At 69.5% G+C, this 21,892-nt stretch carries 20 protein-coding genes; 10 read left to right on the forward strand and 10 right to left on the reverse strand.

Features of this window, described 5'->3' with window-relative positions:
• Positions 1-7: 7 nt before the first annotated feature.
• Both ACAM52_RS14935 and ACAM52_RS14940 read right to left on the reverse strand, forming a co-directional pair.
• Positions 8-808, reverse strand: coding sequence for a DUF1266 domain-containing protein (locus tag ACAM52_RS14935; protein ID WP_369647485.1), 801 nt, complete (start codon positions 806-808; stop codon positions 8-10).
• Between the two features lie 40 nt (positions 809-848).
• The gene (locus ACAM52_RS14940; protein ID WP_369647486.1) at positions 849-1,850 is read right to left on the reverse strand and encodes a hypothetical protein; all 1,002 of its coding nucleotides are present in this window, start codon (positions 1,848-1,850) and stop codon (positions 849-851) included.
• Between the two features lie 330 nt (positions 1,851-2,180).
• Here ACAM52_RS14940 and ACAM52_RS14945 point away from each other — a divergent pair, with 330 nt between their 5' ends.
• The 3 genes from ACAM52_RS14945 to ACAM52_RS14955 all read left to right on the forward strand — a co-directional run bounded on the left by ACAM52_RS14945 (position 2,181) and on the right by ACAM52_RS14955 (position 7,010).
• Positions 2,181-2,567 (forward strand): DUF4259 domain-containing protein, encoded by a 387-nt coding sequence (locus tag ACAM52_RS14945; protein ID WP_354346513.1) that lies wholly within the window; start codon positions 2,181-2,183, stop codon positions 2,565-2,567.
• A 220-nt stretch (positions 2,568-2,787) separates the two neighbouring features.
• Entirely contained in the window at positions 2,788-5,811 is a 3,024-nt protein-coding gene (locus ACAM52_RS14950; protein ID WP_369647487.1) for a hypothetical protein, read from the forward strand.
• A 155-nt stretch (positions 5,812-5,966) separates the two neighbouring features.
• On the forward strand, positions 5,967-7,010 hold the full coding sequence (locus tag ACAM52_RS14955; RefSeq protein ID WP_354346509.1) for an RNA methyltransferase: 1,044 nt from the start codon (positions 5,967-5,969) through the stop codon (positions 7,008-7,010).
• On the opposite strand, the gene ACAM52_RS14960 is transcribed toward ACAM52_RS14955, so the two are convergent.
• Positions 7,003-7,755: an alpha/beta fold hydrolase gene (locus ACAM52_RS14960; RefSeq protein ID WP_369647488.1), complete on the reverse strand. Its 753-nt coding sequence runs from the start codon at positions 7,753-7,755 to the stop codon at positions 7,003-7,005. The genes ACAM52_RS14955 and ACAM52_RS14960 overlap by 8 nt on opposite strands.
• A 239-nt stretch (positions 7,756-7,994) precedes the next feature.
• Here ACAM52_RS14960 and ACAM52_RS14965 point away from each other — a divergent pair, with 239 nt between their 5' ends.
• Positions 7,995-9,593, forward strand: coding sequence for a glucan biosynthesis protein (locus tag ACAM52_RS14965; protein WP_369647489.1), 1,599 nt, complete (start codon positions 7,995-7,997; stop codon positions 9,591-9,593).
• A gap of 13 nt (positions 9,594-9,606) precedes the next feature.
• Here the strand turns inward: ACAM52_RS14965 and ACAM52_RS14970 are convergent, their stop codons facing one another.
• Positions 9,607-10,020 carry an FKBP-type peptidyl-prolyl cis-trans isomerase gene (locus ACAM52_RS14970; RefSeq protein WP_307694011.1) on the reverse strand — a complete coding sequence of 138 codons (414 nt, stop codon included), beginning with the start codon at positions 10,018-10,020 and terminating at the stop codon, positions 9,607-9,609.
• A gap of 138 nt (positions 10,021-10,158) precedes the next feature.
• Between ACAM52_RS14970 and eat the strand changes: the two genes are divergently transcribed.
• Genes eat through ACAM52_RS14990 form a run of 4 tightly spaced genes read left to right on the forward strand, consistent with a single transcriptional unit; the run spans position 10,159 to position 14,359 of the window.
• Positions 10,159-11,565 carry an ethanolamine permease gene (gene eat, locus ACAM52_RS14975; protein WP_369647490.1) on the forward strand — a complete coding sequence of 469 codons (1,407 nt, stop codon included), beginning with the start codon at positions 10,159-10,161 and terminating at the stop codon, positions 11,563-11,565.
• Positions 11,566-11,574: 9 nt separating this feature from the next.
• Positions 11,575-12,969: an ethanolamine ammonia-lyase subunit EutB gene (locus ACAM52_RS14980; protein ID WP_369647491.1), complete on the forward strand. Its 1,395-nt coding sequence runs from the start codon at positions 11,575-11,577 to the stop codon at positions 12,967-12,969.
• Positions 12,966-13,781, forward strand: a complete 816-nt coding sequence (gene eutC / locus ACAM52_RS14985) for an ethanolamine ammonia-lyase subunit EutC (protein WP_369647492.1) — start codon at positions 12,966-12,968, stop codon at positions 13,779-13,781. The genes ACAM52_RS14980 and eutC overlap by 4 nt, the downstream gene beginning before the upstream one ends.
• Positions 13,778-14,359 (forward strand): peroxidase-related enzyme, encoded by a 582-nt coding sequence (locus ACAM52_RS14990; RefSeq protein ID WP_062474448.1) that lies wholly within the window; start codon positions 13,778-13,780, stop codon positions 14,357-14,359. Before eutC ends, ACAM52_RS14990 begins: the two co-directional genes overlap by 4 nt.
• Positions 14,360-14,381: 22 nt before the next feature.
• Here the strand turns inward: ACAM52_RS14990 and ACAM52_RS14995 are convergent, their stop codons facing one another.
• Genes ACAM52_RS14995 through ACAM52_RS15005 form a run of 3 tightly spaced genes read right to left on the reverse strand, consistent with a single transcriptional unit; the run spans position 14,382 to position 17,475 of the window.
• Positions 14,382-16,145, reverse strand: coding sequence for a phosphoethanolamine transferase (locus ACAM52_RS14995; RefSeq protein WP_369647493.1), 1,764 nt, complete (start codon positions 16,143-16,145; stop codon positions 14,382-14,384).
• 57 nt (positions 16,146-16,202) lie between these two features.
• Positions 16,203-16,778 carry a phosphatase PAP2 family protein gene (locus ACAM52_RS15000; protein WP_369647494.1) on the reverse strand — a complete coding sequence of 192 codons (576 nt, stop codon included), beginning with the start codon at positions 16,776-16,778 and terminating at the stop codon, positions 16,203-16,205.
• Positions 16,765-17,475: a phosphatase PAP2 family protein gene (locus ACAM52_RS15005; RefSeq protein WP_369647495.1), complete on the reverse strand. Its 711-nt coding sequence runs from the start codon at positions 17,473-17,475 to the stop codon at positions 16,765-16,767. The genes ACAM52_RS15000 and ACAM52_RS15005 overlap by 14 nt, the downstream gene beginning before the upstream one ends.
• 138 nt (positions 17,476-17,613) lie before the next feature.
• Between ACAM52_RS15005 and ACAM52_RS15010 the strand changes: the two genes are divergently transcribed.
• Positions 17,614-18,288, forward strand: a complete 675-nt coding sequence (locus tag ACAM52_RS15010; protein WP_062474437.1) for a response regulator transcription factor — start codon at positions 17,614-17,616, stop codon at positions 18,286-18,288.
• On the forward strand, positions 18,285-19,643 hold the full coding sequence (locus ACAM52_RS15015; protein WP_369647496.1) for a sensor histidine kinase: 1,359 nt from the start codon (positions 18,285-18,287) through the stop codon (positions 19,641-19,643). Before ACAM52_RS15010 ends, ACAM52_RS15015 begins: the two co-directional genes overlap by 4 nt.
• A 21-nt stretch (positions 19,644-19,664) precedes the next feature.
• Here the strand turns inward: ACAM52_RS15015 and ACAM52_RS15020 are convergent, their stop codons facing one another.
• From ACAM52_RS15020 to ACAM52_RS15030, 3 genes are read right to left on the reverse strand one after another with little or no spacing between them, the layout of a single operon-like run.
• Positions 19,665-20,087 (reverse strand): thioesterase family protein, encoded by a 423-nt coding sequence (locus ACAM52_RS15020; RefSeq protein WP_062474433.1) that lies wholly within the window; start codon positions 20,085-20,087, stop codon positions 19,665-19,667.
• Positions 20,084-20,938, reverse strand: coding sequence for a DMT family transporter (locus tag ACAM52_RS15025; RefSeq protein WP_369647497.1), 855 nt, complete (start codon positions 20,936-20,938; stop codon positions 20,084-20,086). The genes ACAM52_RS15020 and ACAM52_RS15025 overlap by 4 nt, the downstream gene beginning before the upstream one ends.
• A 59-nt stretch (positions 20,939-20,997) precedes the next feature.
• The gene (locus ACAM52_RS15030) at positions 20,998-21,780 is read right to left on the reverse strand and encodes an SDR family oxidoreductase (protein WP_369647498.1); all 783 of its coding nucleotides are present in this window, start codon (positions 21,778-21,780) and stop codon (positions 20,998-21,000) included.
• Between the last annotated feature and the right edge of the window lie 112 nt (positions 21,781-21,892).

The following is a 21,892-nucleotide window of genomic DNA, read 5'->3' on the forward strand; positions in this document are numbered from 1 at the left end:
GGCTGCGTCAGGCGAAAGGCACGCTGCGCCACGGGCTGCGCGTGTCGCTCAGCAGCAGGCGGTTGGTGCGCAGCAGATGCTCTTCGCGCGCGTCGGAGTACTGCCAGATCAGGCCCGCCGCGATGTACGCGGCGCTCACCTGCGACCAGCTGGCATAAGCCGCGCGCACCTGCGATGCCAGGCCGCCCGCAAAGTCCGCGAACTCCGCGCGTTCGATGAAGCCCAGCTGCACGGCCCAGCGCGACAGGTTGGCCAGGCGCACCGCGTCCCAGGCCACCAGGTTTGTCAGCTGGTCCGGCGCCACGCCGAAGTGCTTGCGCAGGGCCTGGACCCAGCTCTGGCTGCCCGTCATCAGCCGGCTCAGCTCGGCGCTCGAGTGCCCGGTCTGCGCGGACAGCGCCCGCATGTCCAGGTACTCGCGCGCCTTGATCTGGAAGAACGCGGGAAACCACGCGTCCATGACCAGGCGCAGCACGCCCGGCGTGGACTGCACCGCCGCATCGATCGCACCGATGGCCTTCCAGGCCGGCAGGTACTTCGCGCGCTGCCCTTCCTCGGTCAGCCAGCGCGCGGTCTGCTCGAAGCTCGCGCGGTCGCTCACGTTCCACACCTGCGCGATGCCTTCGCGCAGGGTGTCGTTGTCCTTGCCGGTGAGCACCGCGTTCACACAGTCGCCGTTGAAGGCCGACAGCGGCGTGCTCAGCGTGACCAGCCATTGCTCCTGCGCGGAAAGCGCGGACGCGGCGGCGTCGAACTTGAGCTTGTCGTTGTCGAGCATCGCGTGCGCGAGCGTGTCCTTGAACCCCATGAAAACTCCTCCGAATCTTGTTGAATGGCGCGCGGGCGGATCAGGCCTTCGATTGCAGGCGCACAACCTCCTGCTGCAGAAACGCGAGGAAGGGTGCGCGCAGCGATTCCTTCATGTGCGCGGGCAGCGCCATCGGCGGGGTCGAGCCCGTCAGCAGCTGGTCGCCCTTCTCCCCGATCTGCAGCGCGCGCACCTCCACCCGCTCCAGCGCGATGCGCAGCGGCGACTCCATCAGGTCCTTGCCGTACAGCGCCTGCGCGGTGAGCGCCACGCCGTAGGGGCCGCCGAACAGCGGAAAGTCGGCCAGCGCGAACTGCAGCGTCTCGCCCGCGGGAATCTGGAACTTGTCCGTCACCTTGCCCAGCTTCTTGGCGAGCTTCGGGTTGGCGGGGTCGAGCAAGGTGTCGACTGCGCCGTGGTCGGCCACCAGCTCGGCCAGCGTCCAGACGCGCTGCTGCGCCTGCCGCTGGCTGCCGTTTTCCGCGTGGTACGCGAGCACCGCCGCCACCGTCGGTGCCAGCAGTTCGCCGCAGCGCTTGAGCAGCACCGGCTCGGGCGCGTCGGCCACGCCGGACCAGTCTTTCCACGCCTTGAAGCGCGCCAGCAGCGTCGAGACGAACGAAGGTGCGTCGTCCGCGCGCGCAGGCAAGGCATGGCCCTGCGCCGGCGGCGGCGCGGCCGACAGCACGGTGAAGTCGTCCTGCACGTACACCGCCTGGTCGGTCAGCAGCAGGCCTTGCGAGGTGCGCTTGCCGCTGAGCCGGTTCATGGCGTGGTAGCCGAGAAAGAACAGCGGAATTTCGTCGCCCAGCCACGGCCTGGGCAGGTACATCTGCTCGACCGCCTGCGCGAACACCTGTGGCGCATCTTCGTGATCGGGGTGGTCCGCCTGGTCGGGCAGGAAGGCAAAGGCCGACAGGTCGGCATGCAACGGTGCCTGCACCTGTTGCTGCACGCGTGCGCGCAAGGCATCGCCGTGACGCGCGCGTTCGGGCGGCAACGCGCCCAGGTGATCGGTGAACGACGAAAAAACGAATGACATGCTGAATCTCTCCCTGAAACCGTGGTTGTGAATGGGTAAGCGGCCCGGCATCTGCTTCCGTGGGCCATGCACGGCAGATCGGCCGTGACCGCGGCGTGTCCTGGAAGGACACCGCCGCAACGCCGGCCCAAGGGAAGTGTTCCCCGGCGGCTCACGGACTGGATGATCACGCGCCCCCATGTCAGGAGCGCGGCCATGCTACTGGGAAGCGTCGCCTGGCATTCTGACGAATTCTGCGAGGGCGCGCGATCACGAAATTAGCGCCGCTAGCATCACCGCATCTTCAAACCGTGGCCACTCTGTGATGCGCCACACACGGGAGTCAAACGAATGGGTACATGGTCGACAGCAGGCTTCGGCAACGACGAGGCACTCGATTGGCTGGCTGAACTGCAGGAAGCCGATGACGCGCTCGCCTTCATCCGCGAGACGCTGGATTCAGGTTCGACCGAAGGCACCGTCGCCGCGGCCGAAGTGCTGGCGCTGCTCGCCGGACACGGCAGCGCCGATGTGCACCCGGACGTCGTCGACTGGTGCGCCGGCAAGGCCGCGCCGCCCGCCGATTTGCGCCATGCCGCCGCCGACGCGCTGCAGGCCATCCTCGACGACCCCGATGCGGACGGGCACGACACCTGGGCCGAGCTGGGCGAGGACGACGAGGACTACCTTGCGTGGCTGGCCAACCTGAAGAGCCTGCAGGTCCGGCTGCGCGGCTGAACCGCGCTGAACGCGCCCGGCGTTCCGGCCAAAGCGCGCGCCGTGTTACGTAACGAGTGGCGACAGCTGCCCGTTTTGCACCTCGGGCCTGACAGGGTCATTCGCACAAAAGTCGTTTCGAATCAACGGGATACGGTGTTTTCGGCCCGTCGTTGACGGCCGAAGTCGAAGGCGGCACGCATGTTGCCCTCTGTAGTCATTTATTTGACGAGGAGGCCGCATGACCACCACCGTATCGCCGATCGCTTCGATCCCCGCCGCCGCCGAAAGCGGCGCCCCCGTGGTGCTTGCACAGGCCAGCGTCACCCCCTTGGGCCCTGTCGCCTCGAGCGCCCCCATGGCCGCGCCCGCCGGGCCGACCAGCCTGGGCACCCTGTCCAACGCCACGCCCGGCACGGTCGTCATGCGCGACGGATTTCGCATGCCGGTGGACGGCAACCAGACCCTCATCGCCGGCGACCGCGTGATCGTGCCCGACGGCGGCCAGGCCAACGTGCTCTTCCCCGGCTCGGCCACCAACAAGGCGCCGCTGGCCGGTGTGTTTGCAGGCGGCACCGACGCCACCATCACCTCGACCAAGCTGTCCAGCGGCCTGGAGCAGGTGAACGTCGACGTGGCCGCGGGCAACCTCGATGTCACCTCGCCCGACAGCGACGCGGAAGCCGCGGCGCTCGCCGTGAGCAAGAAGACCGCAGCCGGCAGCGGCATCGGCCTGGGTGAATTCGCACTCGGCGCGCTGGGCGCCATCGGCCTGGGCGCCGCGCTGAGCGGCGGTGGTGGCGGCGACGGCGGCGGGTTCCCGCTGTTCGTCTCGGGCATCGGCGACAGCGACGCGGATGCCGATTCGGATGCCGATGCAGACGCCGACGCCGACTCGGATGCAGACGCCGATGCCGATGCCGATTCGGACGCCGACGCGGATTCGGATGCAGACGCCGACGCTGATGCAGACGCCGATTCGGACGCGGATGCCGACGCCGACGCAGACCACCTGCTCGATCCGGGCGACGGCCTCGCCGGGCACCTGCTGGGCGCCCTCGACAACGCGCTCGGCCTGGGCGGCGGTGCGACCAACGTGCGCAGCGCCTCCGGCTCGTCGGGCACGCTGGCCTCGCTGATGCCGGTGGCCGACGGCCTCACCGACCTCGTCGACGACCTGCTCTCGCCCGTGACCGGCGAGGAGTTCAAGCCCAACGATCCCAACGAGTTCGAACCGGTGGACAACGCGGTCGAAAACATTGCCGTTCACGTGGGCGGCGTGCTGACCCCCGTGGTCGACGGCCTGCTCGGCGAAGGCCTGACCGACGCCCTCGTCGGCTCGCTGATCGGCCAGGTCGACTACCTGACCGACGCGCTGGGCAATGCGCTGGAGAACGTGCTGGGCAGCGAAGGCCTGCTCGGCGGCATCACCACCCCGCTGGGCCTGGACGGCCTCGTGGACGACCTGCTCGGCACGGACGGTGTCGTCGGCCAGGTGCTCGAAGGGCTGCTGGGTGACGGCAGCCTGCTGGGCAGCGTGCTCGGTGAAGACGGGTTGATCGGGCAGTTGCTGGGGGATGACGGGCTGCTGGGAGGCGTGCTGGGCGATGGCGGTTTGCTGGGCGGCGTGCTCGGTGGCGAAGGCGGCTTGCTGGGCGGTGTGCTGGGTGACGACGGCCTGCTGGGCGGCCTGCTCGGTGGCGACGAGGGCCTGCTCGGCGGTGTGCTGGGCGATGACGGCCTGCTGGGTGGTGTCCTCGGCGGTGAAGGCGGCTTGCTCGGTGGTGTGCTGGGTGACGACGGCCTGCTGGGCGGCTTGCTCGGTGGCGAAGGCGGCTTGCTCGGCGGTGTGCTGGGTGACAACGGTCTGCTGGGCGGCCTCCTCGGTGGCGAGGGCGGCCTGCTTGGCGGCGTGCTGGGCGACGACGGCCTGGTCAACGGGCTGCTCGGCGACGAAGGCATCCTGGGCGGCGTGCTCGGCGGCGACGGCGCCCTGTCCGGCCTGCTCGGCAGCGAAGGCCTCACCGGCGGACTGCTTGGTGGCGACGGACTCGTGGACAGCCTGCTCGGTCCCGACGGCGCGGTCGGCTCCCTGCTGAACGCGACCCCGCTGGCCGGCCTGCTCGGCGGCGAAGACGGCTTGCTCAGCGGCCTGCTGGGCGATGACGGACTCCTGGGTGGCGTCCTCGGTGACGACGGCCTGCTGGGCGGCGTGCTGGGCGACGACGGCATCCTCGGTGCCGAAGGCCCGGTCGGCGGCCTGTTGAATGGCGTCCTTGGTGGCGACGGCGGCGGCCTGCTCGGCGGTGTGCTGGGTGACGACGGTTTGCTGGGCGGGCTGCTCGGCGGTGACGACGGTTTGCTGGGCGGGCTGCTCGGCGGTGACGGCGGCCTGCTGGGTGGCTTGCTCGGCGACGACGGCCTTCTGGGCGGCGTCCTCGGCGGCGAGGGAGGCCTGCTCGGCGGCTTGCTGGGTGACGAAGGCCTGCTGGGCAGCCTGCTCAGCGGCGGCGACGGCGGATTGCTTGGCGGCGTGCTGGGTGACGATGGCCTGCTGGGCGGCGTCCTCGGCGGCGACGGTGGTCTGCTCGGTGGATTGCTGGGCGACGACGGCCTCCTGGGCGGCGTCCTCGGCGGTGACGGCGGCTTGCTCGGCGGCGTACTGGGTGACGATGGTCTCCTGGGCGGCGTCCTCGGCGGCGACGGTGGTCTGCTTGGCGGCGTGCTGGGTGACGACGGCCTGCTGGGCGGCGTCCTTGGCGGGGACGGCGGTTTGCTCGGTGACGACGGCCTGCTGGGTGGTGTCCTCGGCGGTGACGGCGGCCTGCTCGGCGGCGTGCTGGGCGACGACGGCCTGCTGGGCGGCGTCCTCGGTGGCGGCGAAGGTGGCTTGCTCGGCGGCATCGTCGGCGAAGACGGCCTCGTGGGCAGCCTGCTCGGCGGCCTGCTGGGAGGCAAGAGCCCCGTCGCAGACATCCTGGAGCCGGTGTCGTCGGTGCTCGGCCATGCAAGCGATGCCGTGGCGCCGGTCGCAGCCGAGGCCACGCAAGCCGCATCCGGCGCCGCGGTGCCCGCGGCCGACATCCTGGCCGGCGCCAGCTCGGCAGTTGCCCCGGTGGTCGCGGAAGTGGTGAACACCGTCGAGCACGCGGTCACGCCGCTGGTCTGCGAGGTCGTGGCCCCGATCACCAGCCTGCTCGACCACAGCGGCACAGGCTCCGCGCTGGCGCCCGTGACGAACATCCTGCACGGCCTGCTGGGCTGACCGAAGGGAGGGAGAGGCCGGCAACGGCCCTCCCCTTTGTTCCAATTCGCGCACACGAAGGCGCAGCGCACCGTTTCTGGCGCGCTGCGCCTTCGCACGCCTGCCGTGCACAATCGGCGCTCCCGAGACCAGAGCCCCTCTGCCCCACGCCGCGCATGCGAATCCACGAACTGAAACGACGACTCCGCGAGGCCGGGGCCGGCCCCAGCCACGAGCAGCGCATCCTGCGACTGTGGTCGCATGCGCTGCCGCGCAACAGCGGCAGGCGCCTGCCGGCCACCTTCTTCCCGTCGTCGCTGATGGAGGCCTTGCCGGCCATCGAGGCCGAGCTTGCGGGCCTGGCGCGCATCCACGCGGTTCATCCCGGTGCCGACGGCTCCGAGCGGCTGCTCGTCGCGCTGGCCGATGGCCAGACCGTCGAGAGCGTGCTGCTGCCGCGCGACGGCCTGTGCGTGTCGTCGCAGGTCGGCTGCGCCGTCGGGTGCCAGTTCTGCATGACGGGCCGCGACGGCCTGCTGCGCCAGGTCGAAAGCGCCGAGATCATTGCGCAGGTCGCCCTCGCGCGCCTGCGCCGGCCGGTGCGCAAGGTGGTGTTCATGGGCATGGGCGAACCGGCGCACAACCTCGACAACGTGATCGAGGCCATCGAGTTGCTCGGCACCGTGGGCAACATCGGCCACAAGAATCTGGTGTTCTCCACCGTCGGCGATCCGCGCGTGTTCGAGCGGCTGCTGCAGGCGCGCGTGCGGCCCGCGCTGGCGCTCTCGCTGCACACGACCAATGCCGAGCTGCGCAAGAAGCTCCTGCCGCGCGCGCCGAACCTGACGCCTGAAGCCCTCATCGACGCAGGCGAGCGCTACGCCCGCGCGACCGGCTACCCGATCCAGTACCAGTGGACGTTGCTCGAAGGCGTGAACGACGGGCCCGAGGAGGTCGAGGGCATCGTGCGGCTGCTGTCGGGCAAGTACGGCGTGCTGAACATGATCCCGTTCAACACGGTGGACGGCGTGGCTTTCGGCCGCCCGTCGCGCGAGCGCTGCGAGCAGATGGCCCGCACGCTGCACGAGCGCGGCATCCTCACGAAGCTGCGCTATTCGGCCGGCCAGGACGTCGACGGCGGCTGCGGCCAGTTGCGGGCGCGCGCGGCCGAAGTGCGGGTGACGGTGCCGATCCGCCGCGCCGACGACCGGCTCAGCTGAGCGAAGCCATCCAGTCCCACACCGCGCCGGGCGCCTCGACCATCACGTTGTGGCCGTGCGGGCCCAGGTCGCGGGCGTCAGGGTCGAGGGAACGGGTCTGTTCGATCGTCACCAGCGCGTCGTGGCGGCCCTGGCCCAGGTGAATCGGACAGCGCGCCAGCCCGACCAGTTCGGACAGCGGCGGCTTGCCCACGGCATTGGCGCGCGGGTCCATCGCGAGGCGCCAACCCTCGTCCTCTTGCGTCACGCCGCGCGCCACGACAGGCGCCGCCGCGTCGGCGATCGCGGCCAGGCCGGAGACCTTCAGGTAGCGGTCCCACGCCTCTTCTTCCGTCGCGAAACGCTTGGCGGGCTGCGTCGCCAGCATCTCCATGCGGCGGACCTCTTCATCGCTCCATGCGACCTTGATGCCCGCCGCGAACACCGCGTGCGGCGCGACGCCGAACCATCCCGTCGCGAGAGCCAGGCCGATCACCCCGCCCAGCGAATGGCCGAGCACCACGAGCCGACCTTCAGGCTGCAGATGCGGCAGCACCGCACGCGCCACGGTGGCGGCGTGCTGGCCGATGGCGTAGGAGGCCTGTCGGTCCGATGCGCCGTGCCCGGGCAGGTCGAGCGCAAGCCAGCGGCCACTCCATCGCGCACCGGCCTGCGCGCACAGCGGCGACCACACCGCGCCTGTCGCGCCCATGCCGTGCAGCAGCACCAGCAGGTCCGGGCCTTCGCCGCCTTGTTCCGTGTACATGTCCGTGGTCTCCAGGCACTTTCGATGGCGCGAGAATACCCGCCGACGCCCCGAAAAAGGCCCGATCGGCACCCGCTGCCGCAAGACAGCGCGGGGCCTTGTCCGGCCCCGTTTGCGCGGAATGGCTGACGCGCCGTACCCTGTGGTCCGGGGCATGCTTGGCGTTGTTTTTCCCCCGTCTCCCCGACGCTTCTCTTTTCCCTTCTCCTCCAAAGGCTTTCGCCGCCCCTCAAGAACCCATGCTTGATCGCCGATCCTTCCTCGCCGCCGGCAGTGCCGCCGCCGCACTCGCTGCCCTGGGACTGCCCGAAGAGGCGCTGGCCGCCAACGGCCTGCAACTGAGCCAGCCGGCGCCCTTCTCCTTCGATGCGCTCGTCGCACAGGCCAAGCGCCTCGCGACCCGCCCCTACACCGCCGCCGCGCCGCTGGCGCCGCAGGTGCTGGAGCGCATCGACTACGACGCGCACGGCAAGATCCGTTTCGACCCCGCCAACGCCCTCTTCCGCGACGGGCCCGGCGCGTTTCCCGTCACCTTCTTCCACCTCGGCCGCTTCTTCCAGACCCCGGTGCGCATGCACGTGCTGGAGACCGCCGGCGGCGACAGCTTTGCGCGCGAGGTGCTCTACAGCCCCACGTACTTCTCGATGCCCCCTGACAGCCCCGCGCGCGCGCTGCCCGAGGGCGCCGGCTTCGCGGGCTTTCGCCTGCAGGAAAGCCGCCTGGGCGACCAGGGCAAGCTCGACTGGCAGAAGAACGACTGGGTTGCATTTCTCGGCGCCTCGTACTTCCGCGCCATCGGCGAGCTCTACCAATACGGCCTGTCGGCGCGCGGCATCGCGCTCGACGTGGCGGTGCCCGACAAGCCTGAGGAGTTTCCGAACTTCACGCGCTTCTATTTCGAGACACCCGCCGCGGGCAACACCACCTCGATGACCGTCTACGCGCTGCTCGAGGGGCCGAGCGTCACGGGCGTGTTCAAGTTCGTCATGCAGCGCGGCAAGGCCGTCATCATGGACATCGACGCGCGCGTGTTCCTGCGCCGCGACGTGTCGCGGCTGGGCCTGGTGCCGCTCACGTCGATGTACTGGTACTCGGAAACCATCAAGCCCACCGCCATCGACTGGCGCCCCGAGGTGCACGACTCCGACGGCCTCGCGATCTGGAACGGCGCGGGCGAACGCATCTGGCGCCCACTCAACAACCCCACGCAGACCCGCGCCTCCGCGTTCGCCGACACCCGGCCGCGCGGCTTCGGCCTGCTGCAGCGCGACCGCAACTTCGATCACTACCAGGACGGCGTCAACTACGAGAAGCGCCCGAGCCTGTGGATCGAACCGCTGGGCGACTGGGGCGAAGGCTCGGTGCAGCTCATCGAGATCCCGACGGACGACGAGATTCACGACAACACCGTCGCCTTCTGGGTGCCCAAGGCCGATGCAAAAGCCGGCGCGAGCTACAGCCTGCAATACCGGCTGCACTGGACCGACCAGGAGCCCTTTCCATCACCGCTCGCGCGCTGCGTCGCCACCCGCATCGGCCGCGGCGGCCAACCGGGCCAGCCGCGCCCGCAGGGCGTGCGCAAATTCATGGTGGAGTTCATCGGGCAGCCGCTCACCACGGTGCCCTTCGGCGTCAAGCCCGAACTGGTGCTCACCGCGCCGCGCGGCAAGTTCTCTTACGTCTTCGCCGAAGCCGTGCCGAATGGCGTGCCGGGCCACTGGCGCGCGCAGTTCGACTTCACGCCCGAGGGCACGGAGCCGGTCGACATGCGGCTGTATCTGAAGAACGGGGATCAGACGTTGACGGAGACCTGGCTGTATCAGTACCAGCCAGGTTGAATTTCACGAAGCCTCAGCGCTTCGTGACCGACACCAGCTCGACTTCGAAATTCAGCGTCGCATTCGGCGGAATCAAGCCGTTGCCCGCACCGCGCGCACCGTAAGCAATCGACGCCGGGCAGGTCAGCTTGGCCTTGCCGCCCGGCTTCATCTTCTGCACGCCTTCGGTCCAGCACGGGATCACGCCGTTGAGCGGGAACTCGGTGGGTTCGCCGCGCTTGTACGAGCTGTCGAACTCCTTGCCGCTGTCGGGGAAGGTGCCGCGGTAGTGCACCTTGACCACGTCGGTGGCGGCGGGCGATGCGCCGGTGCCTTCCTTGAGCGACTGGTAGATCAGGCCGCTGGGCGTGGTGACCGCCGCGGACTGCGCAAAGGCGGCGGGAATGGCAAGGACGGACACGAGCGCGGCACAGACAAATGACTTCACGAAACACCTCGGTGGTTGAAAAGCTGCCGATTATGGACAGCCCCCGTGAAGCCGCCTGTACGCCGCGATGTATCCGATGGAACGGCCCTTGCTTTGGGAGGGGTGCACTGTCACCATCCGCCCAGAGAGGAAGCCCCCATGCGCTCCAACGACGCTCCGCCGGCCCCCGTCGCCGGCACCGGTCATCTCAAGAAAGTCCTCGGTCCCGTCCAGTTGTGGGGCATCGCGGTCGGCCTCGTCATCTCGGGTGAATACTTTGGTTGGAGCTACGGCTGGAACACGGCCGGCACGCTCGGCTTCCTGGTCGCCACCGTGCTGGTGGCGACGATGTATACGACCTTCATCTTCAGCTTCACCGAGCTGTCGACCGCCATCCCGCACGCGGGCGGCCCCTTCGCCTATGCGCGGCGGGCCTTCGGGCCGCGCGGCGGTTTCGTGGCGGGCTTCGCGACGCTGATCGAGTTCGTCTTCGCGCCGCCAGCCATCGCGCTGGCCATCGGCGCCTACCTCAACGTGCAGTTCCCGGGCATCAATCCGAAGTGGTTCGCGGTGGGGGCCTACGTGGTCTTCATCGGACTCAACTGGATCGGCATCGGCATCGCGGCGGCGTTCGAGCTGTTCGTCACGGTGCTCGCGATCTTCGAGCTGCTGGTGTTCATGGGCGTGGTCGCGCCGGGCTGGTCGATGGCGAACTTCGTGGCCCACGGATGGGCCGGCGGCAACGTGCTGAACGGCGCGGCGGTGTCGGGCATCTTCGCGTCGATTCCGTTCGCGATCTGGTTCTTCCTGGCGATCGAAGGCGCGGCCATGGCGGCCGAAGAGGCGCGCGATCCGCACCGCACCATTCCGCTGGCCTACATCACCGGCATCGTCACGCTGGTGCTGCTGGCCTTCGGCGTGATGATCTTCGCGGGCGGCGTGGGCGACTGGCGCCAGCTCGCGAACATCAACGACCCGCTGCCGCAGGCCATGAAGGCGGTGGTGGGCGCCAACAGCGGCTGGCTGCACATGCTGGTGTGGATCGGCCTGTTCGGCCTGGTCGCCTCGTTCCACGGCATCCTCATGGGCTACTCGCGCCAGATCTTCGCGCTCGCGCGCGCCGGCTACCTGCCCGCCTACTTCGCCGGCCTGAGTCCGCGCTTCGACACGCCGCACCGCGCGCTGCTGGCCGGTGGCGTGATCGGCATCGCCGCCATCTTCAGCGACGAGTGGGTGCAGTTCGGCGGACAGACGCTCACGGCCAACATTGTCACCATGGCCGTGTTGGGCGCGATCGTGATGTACCTGATCTCGATGGCCGCCCTGTTCAAGCTGCGGCGCACCGAGCCCGACCTGCTGCGCACCTACCGCGCGCCCTTCTACCCCGTGTTCCCGGCCGTCGCGCTCGGGCTCGGTCTGGTGTGCCTGGGCGCGATGATCTGGTTCAACCCGATGCTCACGGTGCTGTTCCTCGTGCTGATGGCGGCCGCCTACGGCTACTTCCTGCTCACCTCGGCGCAGCGCGATGCCGCCGCGCCGGACGCGATGCTGTCTTCCACGCCCTGACAAACAAAGATGCGTTACCGCACCACCATTGCCCGCCAGGGCTTCGCCTTCGACGATCTTCGGCAGGTGCTCGCCTGCGCCAGCCCCGCGCGCTCGGGCGACTACCTCGCGGGCCTCGGTGCAGCCACCGCGCAGCAGCGCATGGCGGCGCGCCATGTGCTGGCCGACACGCCGCTCAAGCAGTTCCTCACCGAGGCGCTGATTCCCTACGAGCAGGACAACATCACGCGGCTCATCATCGACACGCACGATGCGCAGGCCTTCGCGCCGGTCGCGCACCTCACTGTCGGCGACTTCCGCAACTGGCTGCTGTCGGAACAGGCCACCACCGCCGCACTCGCCGCGCTGGCACCGGGCCTCACGCCCGAGATGGTGGCGGCCGTGTCCAAGCTCATGCGCAACCAGGACCTGATCGCGGTCGCGAAGAAGTGCCACGTCGTCACGCGCTTTCGCGACACCATCGGCCTGCCCGGCCACCTGGCCGTGCGCCTGCAGCCCAACCACCCCACCGACGACCTGCGCGGCGTGGCCGCCTCCACGCTCGACGGCCTGCTCTACGGCGCGGGCGACGCGGTGATCGGCATCAACCCCGTGTCCGACAGCCTGCCGGTGCTCGGGCGCCTGCTGCACATGCTGGACGAGGTGATCCAGCGTTTCGAGATCCCCACGCAAAGCTGCGTGCTCACGCACGTGACCAACACGCTGAAGCTCGCCGAGGCCGGCGCGCCGGTCGACCTCGTGTTCCAGTCAATCGCGGGCACCGAGAAAGCGAACCTCTCGTTCGGCGTGACGCCCGCGCTGCTCGACGAGGCCCATGCCGCAGCGCAGTCGCTTTCGCGCGGCACCGTCGGCAACAACCTCATGTACTTCGAGACCGGCCAGGGCAGCGCGCTTTCGGCCAACGCCCACTTCGGCGTCGACCAGCAGACCTGCGAGGTGCGCGCCTATGCGCTGGCGCGGCGCTACCAGCCGCTGCTCATCAACACCGTGGTCGGTTTCATCGGCCCCGAGTACCTGTACGACGGCAAGCAGATCATCCGCGCCGGCCTCGAAGACCACTTCAGCGGCAAGCTGATGGGCCTGCCGATCGGCTGCGACATCTGCTACACCAACCACGCCGAAGCCGACCAGGACGACATGGACACGCTGCTCGTGCTGCTGGGCACGGCGGGCATCAACTTCATCATGGGCATCCCGGGCGCCGACGACGTGATGCTCAACTACCAGAGCACCTCGTTCCACGACGCCCTCTTCCTGCGCGAGACGCTGGGCCTGAAGCGCGCGCCCGAGTTCGAGGCCTGGCTGCAGCGCATGCAGATCACCGACACCACCGGCCGGCTCGCACCGCCCTCGGCCAACCGGCTGCTCAGCGACATGGGCGGGCTCTCCGCGCTGGCGCCATGAGCGATTCGCCGGTCACCCCCAACCCCTGGGCGCAATGGCGCGCCGCCACGCCCGCGCGGCTCGCACTCGGCCGTGCCGGTGCCGGCATGCCCACCGACGAAACGCTGCGCTTCGGCTGGGCCCACGCGATGGCGCGCGACGCGATCCATGCCGCACTGGATGTCGACGCGCTCGATGCCGCACTGCGCGCGGACCAGTGGGACGTGAATCGCGTGCGCAGCCGCGCGCCCGACCGCACCACCTACCTGCGCCGCCCCGACCTGGGCCGCCAGCTCGATGCCGAAGACGCCGCGCGCCTGCGCGACGGCCGACCTGCAGGCGGCTGCGACGTCTGCCTTGTGATCGGCGACGGCCTCTCCTCGCTCGCCGTCGCCCGCCACGCAGTGCCGCTGCTCGCGGCACTGCGCCCGCAGCTGCCGCCCGGCACGCGCCTGTCACCCGTGTTCATCGCCACGCAGGCGCGCGTGGCGCTGGCCGACGAGCTGGGCGAAGCGGTTGGCGCAGCGCTGTCGGTCATGCTGATCGGCGAGCGCCCGGGCCTGAGCTCTCCCGACAGCCTAGGCATCTACCTGACCCATTCGCCACGCCGCGGCCGGCACGACGCTGAACGCAACTGCATCTCGAACGTGCGGCCCGAGGGGCTGTCGTACGCGCAGGCCGCCTTCAAGCTTGCGTGGCTGGTGCGCGAGTCGCTGCGCCGGGGGTTGAGCGGGGTGGAGCTCAAGGACGAGAGCGACCTGGCGGTGCTGGCTGCAAGCCCGGACGCCGTTGCCTATGATCCCGGGACCGATCCCCAGGAGACAAGCAGATGAACGCCCCTCGCTACCCCCTCGCCGAACTGAAAGACCTGCCCGACGACATCCGCACCGCGATCCTTGCCGTGCAGGAAAAGGCCGGTTTCGTGCCCAACGTGTTCCTCGGCCTTGCGCGCCGCCCTGCCGAGTGGCGTGCCTTCTTCGCGTACCACGACGCGCTGATGCTGAAGGAAGAAGGCTCGCTCACCAAGGGCGACCGCGAGATGATCGTCACCGCCACCAGCGCGGTCAATCAATGCCTGTACTGCGTGGTGGCACACGGCGCGCTGCTGCGCATCTACGAGAAGAAACCGCTGGTGGCCGACCAGGTGGCGGTGAACTACCGCAAGGCCGACATCACGCAGCGCCAGCGTGCGATGCTCGACTTTGCGATGAAGGTCTGCGAACGCTCGCACGAGATCGACGACCGCGACTTCGGGCCGCTGCACGCGCACGGCTTCGACGACGAGGACATCTGGGACATCGCGGCCATCACCGCCTTCTTCGGCCTGAGCAACCGCCTGGCCAGCTTCAGCGGCATGCAGCCGAACCCGGAGTTCTTCCTGATGGGCCGGTTGCCGCGCGAAAAGAAGTAAGAAGCCGAAGCTGCGGGCGGGCTCAGGCCTTGCCGCGGCACGAGGCCAGCGCATCGAGCGCGGGCTTGTAGGTGGGCGTGGTCACGTCCATGAGGCCCAGCACCGTGTGATACAGGTTGTCATGCGTGAGCGGCGCATCCAGGCCCGCCTCCATGCACGAGCGCGAGAGCTTGCGGCGCTCGCTCATGCCGTCGCCGAACCAGGTGACCATGGGCACGTGCTTTTGCGCATCGGGCGCGAAGCTGTAGGGCACGCCGTGCAGGAACAGGCCGTACTCGCCCAGCGACTCGCCGTGGTCGCTCATGTACAGCAGCGCCGTGTCGTACTGCTTCGATTGGGTCTGGAGCCAGTCGATGGTCTGGCCGAGGAAGTGGTCGGTCTGCGCGATCGAGTTGTCGTAGACGTTCATCAGCTCGGCATGCGCGCACTCGGCCAGCGCGTTGGTCTTGCACTCGGGCGTGAAGCGCTTCAGTTCGGGCGCCGAGCGCTTGTAGTAGGCCGGGCCGTGGCTGCCCATCTGGTGCATGACGAGCACGACACCCTTGGCGCGGCGCTCGGCGGGCAGCGCGGCGATGCGTTCATCGAGGCCCTTGAGCATCACGTTGTCGAGGCACTCCTCGCCGTCGCACAGGGCCTTCTTGGTGGCCGCATCGAGCCCGTCGAAGGCGGAGGCGTTCGGGATGCGCGCGCACACGCCCTTGCAGCCCGCTTGGTTATCGAGCCAGAACACGGCCAGGCCCGAGGCCTGCAGCACGTCCATGAGGTTTTCGTATTCGTCCTTGCGCGACTCGTAGCCGCTCTTGCCCAAGGGCGAGAACATGCAGGGCACCGAGGCCAGCGTGTTGGTGCCGCACGAGCGCACCTCGCGGTAGCTCAGCACGTTGCGCTTCGCCAGCTCGGGCGTGGTATCGCGGGCGTAGCCGTTCAAGCCGAAGTGGTCGGACCGCGCGGTCTCGCCCACCACCACCACGAACAGCGGCGGCCGTTTCTGCGCCGCATAGCTCGCGCCCAGCGCCGTGCCTGCAGTGATCGGGATCAGCTTGCTGCTGCGCTTGAACATCGGCTTGAGCACCACGGCGCCGGCCGAGTACAGGCTGGCGATCGGGTTCATCATGTAGCGCAGGTGCACGTTGTTGCGCATCAGCGGCGCGAGCTGCCGGTTCATGGCCACGGCGGTGACCACCGCCACGACGGCGGCCAGCACCAGCAGCAGCGCGTTGCGCCAGACGTGCGACAGCAGCCCCATCGGCACGATGCGCACGCGCCAGATCGCCCAGGCCGCGGGCAGCACGACCACGAGCACGTTGAAGGCCATGCGCCCGCTCAGCAGGTCGCGCGCTTCGTTGGGGTCGGTCTGGAACGCGTTCGCGATCATGCTCGGGTCCATCACCACGCGGTACTGGAGCATGTAGTGCTGCGCCACCGCGGCGATCACGACCACGAGCAGCCACAGCGGCTTCATCCAGCGCGACCAGGCCGTGAGCGACAGCATCGCCACGGTGCCGCAGAAGGTGAGCATGCCCAGCGCGGCGATGGTCGGCATGTAGGTGCTGGGCGCGCCGCCCAGGCGGGCCAGGTCGTTCAGCAGCGGCCAGTTGGCGGTGAGGCCGAGGTACAGGCTGAGCCAGACGATCACCTGCCGCGTCGAGCGGGGCTGCGAGATCCAGCGGTCGATGCGTTGCCAGAAAGTACCGGCGGCGCCCGCATCCGACAGCGGCGCGGGGCGGGATTCAGATCGGCTGGGAGCACGCGCCAGGAGCGCGGAGTCGAGACGCGAAACAGACATGCCGCCAATGTAGGCAGCGTGCCTGAAGAGAGCCTGAACAGTTCATTCAGAGCGCATTCAGGCTCGGCCGATGCGCGCGCGGCGCAGCAGACGCAGGCGCGGGCTGCGCGACACCGCGCGGCCGGCGGGGCGGCTGATGCCGCGCTCCACCACGATCGAGACCAGCGCCGCCAGGATCGCGGCGGCCGTCACGTCGGTCGGAAAATGCAGGCCCAGGTACAGCCGGCTCCAGGCCACCACCACCGCCGCCACCAGCGCCAGCCGCATGGGCGTGCGCCACGGCAGGCACCACAGAGAGAAGGCGGCGGCAAACGTGCCGGCCGCATGCAGGCTGGGGAAGCCCGGGCGCACACCCTGCGGCACCCACTGGATGCCCAGACCGTAGAACGCGGGCCGCGGGAACGGCAGCACCGAGCGGAACACGTTCACCACCAGCCACACGACGAGCACGCTGACCAGTGCGGTGAAGAAGGCGTGGCGCCAGCGGCGGTCGACGGCCGCGGCGGCCGCGATGGACAGCGCCAGCAGCGTCGGCAGCACGTCGGACGCGAACATCGCGAAGCGCAGGCTCCACGCCGGCGCGGAGGCCGAGGCGTTGAGCCAGCTGAACAGGGCGAAATCAAGGGCTTGCATGCAGGGGCGCGGTGCGCTCGATGGGAGGGGAAGTGCGGCGGCGCGTCGCCACCAGCTCGATGAGGAAGCCGACGCTCCAGCAGACCCAGGCGGTCCACAGCGTGTGGCTCATGTAGTGCGCGCCGCGCATCTGCTGCGCCACGCCGAGCACGAGCCCGGCGACCAGCGCCACGCACAGCCACACGACGGCCCCGCGCGGCGCCACGTGCCGCAGCACGAAATACCCGCCAAGGTAGGCAAAGGCGGCCGAGGCATGGCCGGCCGGGAAGCAGCCGCCCGGCCCGCCGTCGTCCTGGCCCCAGGCCCAGTGCGACACATAGCGCGCCACGCCGCCGAACTCCTTCAGGTCCCAGGGGCAGCTGGTGTCGCTCGCGTGCTTGATCAGGCTCACGGCCAGCACCGAGGCCAGCACCGTCAGCGCCAACTGCACGCGGGCGCCCGTGTCCAGGCGCCGCAGCACGCCCACGGGCCAGCGGATGGCGGCGAACAGGCCGATCACCAGCAGCCAGCTGAGGTTTCTCGCGCCCTCGTGCATCACGTGCACCAGGAAGGGGTTCTCGCGCCAGGGAAAGCCCATCGGCGTGCCGACCAGGCGGGCCAGCGGCAGGTCGCCGCCAAGGGCGTCCCAGATCATCAGCAGGGCCAGGGCAAGCAAGGTCAGGGCTCCGAGACGGAGATTCGGGGTACGACGGGTCATGAAGAAAAACAGGCCTCGGAACAGACTGGCGCGAGCCTACGCACGCGGGATGAACCCAGTCTGAAGCGACCTGAACGATTCCTGACGCGATCGCCAGAGGGGCGGCGCTAGACTTCGAGTTTTTGTAAGGGCCACCGCGTGCGAATCTTGCTGGTCGAAGATGACAGTTCGTTGGCAGACGCGGTCTGCAGCTACCTGGTCGCCAAGGCGTTCGTCGTCGACGTGGCCCCCAGCCTGGCCGAGGCGCGCGGCGCCCTGCTCTCGGTGCAGTACGCGGCGGTGCTGCTCGACCTGCATCTGGGCGACGGCGACGGCCTCTCTTTGCTGCCGCAGGTGCGTGCGCTGCGCGAGCCGCCCATCGTCATCGTGCTCACGGCGCGCGACCAGGTCACCGACCGTATCCGCGGGCTCGACGCGGGCGCCGACGACTACCTCATCAAACCCTACGACCCGGCCGAGCTGCTGGCGCGGCTGCGCGCCGTGGAGCGCCGGCGCAGCGCCAACACCTCGCCGGTGCTGCAGCTGGGCACGCTGGAGATCGACCTGGCCCACGACCGCGTGCGCAAGGACGGCGTGCCCGTCGTGCTCACGCAGAAGGAATGGGCCCTGCTGCGCGTGATGGCCACGCGGCCCGAGCGCATCCACACGCGCGACAACCTGGCCGACGCGCTGTACGGCTTCGGCGACGAGGCCGACAGCAACACGCTCGAGGTGTTCATCAGCCGGCTGCGGCGCAAGCTCGGGCGCAGCCACATCCAGACGCTGCGCGGCCTGGGCTACCGGCTGTCGTTCTCGGCGGACGACGAGGAATGACCAGCGCCCTGCTGCGCGACCGCCGCGATTCGCTGGCCGGTCGCCTCACGCGCACGCTGATCCTGTGGGTCGGCGGCGTGTGGCTGCTGTGCGTGCTCGCCGTGGTCTGGTACGTGGACCGCGAGATCAACCACAACTTCGACAACGAGCTGGTGGAGGTGTCGCACCGGATGTTCGACATGGCGGTGCAGGAGCTCGAGAAGCTGCGCCTGCGCCATGAAAGCGGCAAGCAGGACACGCCGCTGATCGCGCCCAAGCAGCTGTTCTCCGAAGACGCGGTGATGTACCAGGTGGTCGACGTGCACGAGCATGTGCTGCTGCGTTCGGCCGAAGCGCCCGACGACGCCTTCGACGTGCCGCTGGCCGCCGGCTTCGCCAACAACCAGACCTGGCGCATCTACACCGTGCGCCACCCCACGCTGGGCCTGTACTTCCAGGTGGCCGACCCGCTGGACGAACGCCGCCGCGCGCTGAACCGCACGCTGTTCGGGCTCATCATCCCGCTCGGCGCGGTGCTGCCGCTGCTGGCGCTGGTGCTGCGCCGGGTGGCGCGCACCGAGCTGCGCGTGCTGCAGCAGCTGGCCGCCGAGATCGAGAAACGCAACGGTGCCGACTTGCGCCCGATCACCCTGCCCGGCCTGCCGCAGGAGCTGCGCGCGGTGGGCGACCATGTCAACCGGCTGCTGCAGCGGCTATCGCAGTCGCTCGACGTGGAGCGCGCGCTGGCCGCCAACGCCGCGCACGAACTGCGCACGCCGCTGGCCGCCGCGCGCCTGCGGCTGCAGACCGCGCTCGACCACGACCTGAAGCGCACCGACGTCGAAGGCGCGCTGCAGGCGCTGCAGATGCTGAGCCACCGCGCCGAAAAGCTGCTGCAGCTGTCGCGCGCCGAATCGGGCGCCTCGCTCGCGCGGGCGCGGGTCGACCTGGTGCAGCTGGCGGGCACGGTGGCACAGGAGTTCTGGCAAGACCCGCAGATCAACGAGCGCCTGAAGCTCAAGGTGCCCGACAGCGCGGCGCCCGTGGCCTTCGGCGACGTCGATGCGCTGGCGATCGCGCTACGCAACCTCGTGGAGAACGCGCTGCGCTACAGCGGCGACGGCCGCGTGACGATCGAGGTGGCCGCGCCGTGCGTGCTGGTGGTGCGCGATGCCGGCCCCGGCGTCAGCGCCGAGCAGCTGCAGTCGCTGCACCAGCGCCATGTGCGCCACGGCTCGGACCGGGCCGGCTACGGCCTGGGCATGTCGATCGTGGGCACCATCGTCGAGAAGCACAACGCGACGCTGGCGCTGGCCTCGCCGCCGCCCGGCATGGCGCGCGGCTTCGAGGCGCGCATCGTGCTGCGCCCGGCCTGAACTTTTTGCGTCAGCGCGCTTTCAGTCGCTGACGATCTCGCGCAGCCAGTCGGGCAGCGCCAGCGCCTTCTGCTTCGGAAAGTCGACCCAGATGGTGGTGGCGCCGCCGGCCGCGCAGAGCACCTCGGGCGCGTCTTCGCGGACCATGGTGGCCCAGCTCTCGAAGGTGGTGCGCCCCGGGTCGCTCACGTACATCTTGATGCGCACGTTGCCCGGGTACTCGATCTGGCGGTAGAAGTTGCAGAAGGCGTTGACGATCACCATGCCTTCGCCGCCCGGCGTGGGCTCGACGCCGAGCGAGCGGATCCAGTCGATGCGCGCCGTTTCGAGGTAGCGGAAGTAGGTGCCGTTGTTCAGGTGGCCCATGGCGTCCATGTCGCCCCAGCGGATGGGGATCGACATCTCGTACACGAGCTTCTTCTTTTCGGGGATTTCGATTCTCATCGGTGGGCCTTGATGGATGCGAGGATGCCCAGGACGAACAGCGCCGCCGCCACCCATTCGGTGGCCTGCGGCCAGCGGTCGTCCCAGAGGAAGGAATAGAGCAAGGCGAACAGCGTCTCGCTCACGATGAGCTGGCCGCACAGGCTGGCCGAGAGGCGCTGGCTCGCGACGTTCCAGAGAATGGTCGCGAGCCACGACGAGCCGAAGCCGCTCGCCAGCGCGATCCAGATGAACAGCATGCCGTCGGGCTGCGACTGCAGCGTGGCGACATCGCTGCCCGCCACCGCCCACAGCAGCAAGGCGCCCAGGCCGGTGGCGATGCCCAGCCAGTTGGCCCAGTCGGCCGCATGCACCTCGCGGTGCCGTTGCAGCCAGGCGGCATTGAGCAGGCCGTAGACCGTCCAGCTCACCATCGAGCACAGCGCCAGCGCAATGCCCCAGCCGAAGCGCGCGCCGCCGCCACCACCGCCCGCACCGTGTTGCGCCGACCACGTGCCCCAGATCATCAATGCGATGCCCGCGCCTGTGAGCAGCAGGCCGGGCAGCAAGGCCCGCATGTGCAGGCCCGCGGGCCGGCCCAGCAGCATCATCCAGACAGGAATGGTGCCGATGATGAGGCTGGGCACCTCGGTGCCCGCCGCCGCGATGCCGAAGGCCAGCAGCAGGTAGTAGCCGCTGAAGCCCAGCACGCTCAGGCCGAGCGCCGCCAGCGCCTGCCGGCCCGTGGGCCAGCGCACGGCCGCGGGCCGCGCGAACACCGCCAGCGCCGACACCGCACCGAACACCGCGAAGCGCGCCGCCGTGATGTCGACCATGCCGAAGTGGCCGACCATGCGCGGCGCCACGAACACCAGGCCCCAGAGCGCGCCCGCGCCCAGGCCGGCGACGATGCCGATCCAGGCCCGGGGGCTCAGATCGCGAACCCGTCGTCGGCGGCGATGACCGCGCCGTTCACGAAATGGCTCTCGCCGCTGGCCAGCAGCACGATCAGGCCGTCGAGGTCTTCGGGCTTGCCCACGCGCTTGCGCGGCAGCATGTTGACCAGCTTGGCGCCGCCCTCGGTGCTCCAGTGCTCTTCGTTGAGCTCGGTCGTGATGTAGCCCGGGCACAGCGCGTTCACGTTGATGCCGAAACGGCCCCATTCCAGCGCCATGGCCTTGGTCATCTGCACCACGGTGGCCTTGCTCATGCAGTAGGTGCCGATCTGCGGCATGACCTTCAGCGCCGCTGACGACGCGATGTTGATGATGCGTCCGCCGATGTAGGTGCCCGGCGCCTTGCCCTGGGCGCGCGCCAGCATGCGCTTGCCGACCTCCTGCGCGACGAAGAAGGAGCCCTTCACGTTGGTGTCGAAGATGTAGTCGTAGTCCTCGGGCGTGACGTCCTGCAGGCGCTGCGTGGCGCTCACGCCCGAGTTGTTGACCAGGATGTCGATGGGTCCCACCTCGGTCTCGGCGCGCGCCACGGCGGCCTTGATGCTGCCGATGTCGGTCACGTCGAGCTCGACCACATGGGCGTCATGGCCCTCGCCTTCGATGCGCGCGCGCAGCTCCTTGAGCTTCTCGACGCGGCGGCTGGCCAGCACCACGGCGGCGCCGGCACGGGCCAGTGTTTTCGCGAACTGGGCGCCCAGTCCGCTGGAGGCGCCGGTGACGAAAGCCACGCGGCCGGAGAGATCGATGCTGTAAGCCATGAGCTGAATCCTGTGGAGTCGCGCAGGTGACGCAGGGTGCCTCGCCTGCGGGCGACAAGGCCACCGCCGGACGCCGCATAAAATGCCCGGCGAACCGGGACGCCCCCGCGCC

Source organism: Variovorax sp. V118, assembly GCF_041154445.1.
GTDB classification, from domain to species: Bacteria; Pseudomonadota; Gammaproteobacteria; order Burkholderiales; family Burkholderiaceae_C; genus Variovorax; species Variovorax boronicumulans.